The organism is Mangrovimonas sp. sgz306409 (genome assembly GCF_059735265.1).
In genome coordinates this window covers 1-524 of record NZ_JCAPEU010000044.1, presented here as the reverse complement: position 1 = coordinate 524, position 524 = coordinate 1, and the positions used below count along the sequence as shown (strand labels likewise).

Below are 524 nucleotides of genomic sequence, written 5' to 3'. Positions count from 1 at the left end.
ATCGGAAGCAATGAATTATACACGGTGTTGTACCAAGTTTTATTTTTTTTGATATCTCCATATTAAACTTTCATGATGTTGCACTATAATCATTTTAATTTCTGGACAAATGAATAACATGTCTTGTGAAGGTTCGAAAAAAGGAGCTTCGAAAAAGTTCTCATATTCATCAATAAATGTTTCAAATTCATTGAAATTGAATTGAACTGCTCCGAATTTTTTTAATAAACATTTGTCTGTTATGGCTATAACTTTACATAAGGGAGGTACATTGTTTTTGAAAATTTCTTTTATATAATGCTGATCGTCATATTCTTTTGTACCCCAAGCAGCGCTTTCTAGCCAACTTACTTTATTGGCGTCAACTTTAATATTTGAAGATAAAGCCAATTTAAAAATGGAGTCAGGAGAACCTAATTGCCAGTCTAAATTGTTTGGATTTGTTAAAATTTGTTCAGTCAGTTTTATGGCTTCTTCAAAAGCTACTGTCTTCATTAACTTGTTTTTTTAATTTGGTACAACGG

1 protein-coding gene is annotated in these 524 nt (G+C 30.3%); it reads right to left on the bottom strand.

Translation table 11 applies throughout. From position 1 onward, the window contains the following. Positions 1–39 precede the first annotated feature (39 nt). Positions 40–495 carry a hypothetical protein gene (locus AC6I5C_RS17850; RefSeq protein WP_497906353.1) on the bottom strand — a complete coding sequence of 152 codons (456 nt, stop codon included), beginning with the start codon at positions 493–495 and terminating at the stop codon, positions 40–42. Positions 496–524: the final 29 nt, after the last annotated feature.